Origin of the sequence: Phormidium sp. CCY1219 (genome assembly GCF_035615515.1) — a bacterium.
Lineage (GTDB): Bacteria > Cyanobacteriota > Cyanobacteriia > Cyanobacteriales > Laspinemataceae > CCY1219.
Genome location: NZ_JAJENT010000179.1, coordinates 1 through 3,260 on the forward strand (window position 1 = coordinate 1; position 3,260 = coordinate 3,260).

Genomic DNA, 3,260 nt, shown 5'->3' on the forward strand with positions numbered 1-3,260 from the left:
CCTGCACCATAAGTTTCAGGTTCACTAATCATTATATCACCCCTTGGGGGTTTTGGTACGAAAAAAAAAGATTGCGTTGCGTAAGCGGCGGTCATGGTCAGGTGGGCAGTGCCCACCCTACGGTTAAATGATGCAACGATTCAGCGCTTTAGAACCGTTCGCCGAGTTTGAAGATGCCCCGGATATCTTGCTCGTCATTGATAGCCGCTTCTACGCGCAACGGGCCAAAATCGGTGAGAATCCGGACTCCCACGCCGACCCCAAACCCATTTCCCGGCTTGTTTCGCACTTCAGCCGGTTCGCCGCGTACCGTATCCCCAGAACCGAGGTCACTCGCGTAGTCTACGAAGACGGTGCCACCCAAGCGGGAAACCAAGGGTAACTGCAAGTCATCGATAATTGGGAAGCGATACTCTGCGGTGGCTTGCACGAAACTGCGAGCGGATCCGACTCCTCCACCTTCATAACCGCGCACCGAGTCGTTGCCCCCGAGATTGAAGGCTTCGTAGGGGGGTAAATCGCCGATAGTGGTGCCGCCTTGAACGTTGAAGACAAAGGTTTGAGAACTGACGGGGACGAATTGGGTAAAACTGGCGGTTAAACGGTTAAAGAGGATATCGCCACTGCCCACGGGAATCGACTGTTCCGTGCCGACATTGAAGCGATACCCCTGGGTGGGCCACCAGGGATCGTCGCGCTGGTCTTGAAAGGCGGAGAGGTTGACGGTGACGAGGGTATCGATGCCTTTATCGCTGAAAGTGAGGCTGTTGCCAAATTGATCTTCGGAAAACACATCGTCAGTGACGGCGGCATTGCGGATGGCCACGCGCTGATAGCTAGCGCCGGCAGAGATGGTTAATCCGGTAGCGGTGACGGGTTGGAACAGCTCGATCCCGCCACCGAGGCGATCGACCCAGGGGATTTGATCGTGGATGAGTTCCACTTCGCGATCGCCGTTGGTGAAGACGTCTTCGGGCCATCGGGTATTAAACAGGCGAATTTGAAATCCGGTATCGAAGGGTTCGTTTTCTGCCCAGGGATCGGTATAGCGGAATTCTGCCCCCAAGGTTTGTTGTCCCCCCTCCAAGTCTAACTCTAGAATTTGCTTGTTATCGCCAATATTCGACAGCACAAAGTCAAGGGTGCCATAATACCCTTTTTCTGAATTATACTGGGGAAGGGGAATGACGGTAAACTCCAGTTCTTCGGTTTCTGTATCTATCCGAGACGGGAATATATCGTGATTTTGTCCCGGGCCGACCGTGAGGTCGAAGTCGGTTTCCGGCTGCGCGTCACCGACGGGGGCACTGCGGATTTCTAGATTTGGGGCGTTTAAATCGGCGGCAGAGTGGGAGGGAATTGCGGGTTGTGCTGCGCTTTGGGATTCCCTCTGAGTCTGTGAAATTGAATGCCGATGCTGGGTGGGGATGGGTTTGAATCGTGCCATTTGTCCCCATGCTGAATCGATCCCCGCTACTAATGTCACTGAGGTGGCTCCTAAACTTAGGGCTAGGGGCGGAATTGTTTGATATAGTGTGTGTCTCACGTTCATGCCGTTCACTCCCACAGTTGGAATTGATGGTGCGGGTCGCTTTGGGTGGGAAAGCACCGAGCGATCGCCGCGATCGGGTTCGAGGATTTGGGTTGGCGTTGGAAGCGACTTGAGGCAAGCGCACCCAGATGCGTACCAAAATCACCTCTATCTTAGGCATTGTCGGGACTTGCGATCGCATCTGCTTCGCAATCGGTTACTTTTTTCTCCCATCACCTGCACCATTCAATGGATCCAACGCAAGGGATTGTCTAACCCCCCTACTCTCGCCCCGGCGCGAAATGGCGGACGATGATGGCCTCAGCGATCGGTTCTCTCCTGCTGCCCTTGGTCACTATTTTTCCACATTCGCGCCACGCCTGACCAGCATCGATCGGCGATCCCCCACGGCGGTGCCCCTGACTTCACAAAAGCGGCTCGCGCGACCTTACCCCACTCAGGAGAATTCCCCAGAATCGCCGCGTCCATATCTTTTGCAGCGGCGTTTTTGTTTCCCGCTTCCGGTCAATTATGCCAGTGTGCAATCTGCAATATTTAGCGAACGACGCGATCGGGGTTTTCGATCGCAGTTTAATAGTGAAGGTGTCCGTCCGGGAGGATAGTATTGTCGAGGGTTGCTCCATTCAGGTTACTATTCCAAAGGTTGGCAGCTTTTAAATTAGCGTCGCGCAAGCAAGCAGCACCGAGATCGGCAGCAATTAAGTTAGCGCTGCTCATGTCGGCTTTTTCGAGGTTGGCCCCCACAAAACTGGTGCCCACTAAATCTGCCCCAGATAAATCCACACCTTGGAGATTGGCGTTCATCAGATCGGCTTTATTCAGGGTGGCTTGCCACAAACTGGCTCCCTGCAAATCCGCATCTTTTAAATCAGCGCCACCGAGTTCCGCAAGCATCAGGTTAGCATTGACGAGATTGGCATTACTGAGATTGGCTTGTCTGAGATTGGTGGCGGTTAATTTTGCGTCGCTCAGATTTGCGCCGTTGAGATTGGCTTGTGTCAGGTTGGCACGACATAAGTTAACATCTACCAGGTTGGCATGAGAGAGATTAATATCGGGTAGCTCGGCGCGATACAGATTGCAGTGATGCAAATCTATGCCACTAAAATCTCTTTCTCCATTGGTGTAGCGTCTCAGAAGTTCATCAGCATCCATTTTATCGAGTTCAGGCATGAGTGATTTACAGAACATTCTTGGCTGTGGCAGATGGCACTCCAGGCTGTGGTGTTTTGTGCTGCTAGAGCGTAGGTTTAGTATTAGATAAAGCAGACAATCAATCGGGTTTCTGGGGTCAGTTTTGGCTGAAAAACATAACTTTTTTGACCAACCCCCGTTTTGAAGCTTGACTGAACCGAACCCCTCGTGCTGTGGGTGATAGATTCAGTGCTGTTCGATCGCCAAACTTTTCACAGGTTTGGGATGGCAATGGAACCCTTTATTAGCATAAGGATGATTTTATGTCAAGCCCAAGGGAGCAAAAGCCAGTAGTAGAAAAAGGGGTTGCGGGAAATGTGGAGAGAAACGCTACATTCCAACTGAGAAATCCGGTTTGGGATGGCAAGAGGGGGCTAGGAAGGGGGGCAGTGGAGAAGGTTACGTGGAGCGGACAAATGGGTTGCAAAAGCCGAGGATTTCATGATAACCTCCGATACGTTTGGAAACCCCCGTGCTTTAGCCGGGGGAGGAAAAACGAACGTGCGGCTTTAGC

Annotated in this window: 3 protein-coding genes; 1 reads left to right on the top strand and 2 read right to left on the bottom strand. The window is 52.3% G+C overall.

The features are described 5' to 3' along the window. Positions 1-148 precede the first annotated feature (148 nt). On the bottom strand, positions 149-1,552 hold the full coding sequence (locus tag LKK83_RS01085) for a BamA/TamA family outer membrane protein (protein ID WP_324628885.1): 1,404 nt from the start codon (positions 1,550-1,552) through the stop codon (positions 149-151). Between LKK83_RS01085 and LKK83_RS01090 the strand changes: the two genes are divergently transcribed. After that, complete coding sequence (locus tag LKK83_RS01090) at positions 1,551-1,847, top strand: hypothetical protein (protein ID WP_324628886.1); 297 nt, start codon at positions 1,551-1,553, stop codon at positions 1,845-1,847. The genes LKK83_RS01085 and LKK83_RS01090 overlap by 2 nt on opposite strands. A 275-nt stretch (positions 1,848-2,122) precedes the next feature. On the opposite strand, the gene LKK83_RS01095 is transcribed toward LKK83_RS01090, so the two are convergent. Beyond that, complete coding sequence (locus LKK83_RS01095; protein ID WP_324628887.1) at positions 2,123-2,725, bottom strand: pentapeptide repeat-containing protein; 603 nt, start codon at positions 2,723-2,725, stop codon at positions 2,123-2,125. Positions 2,726-3,260: the final 535 nt, after the last annotated feature.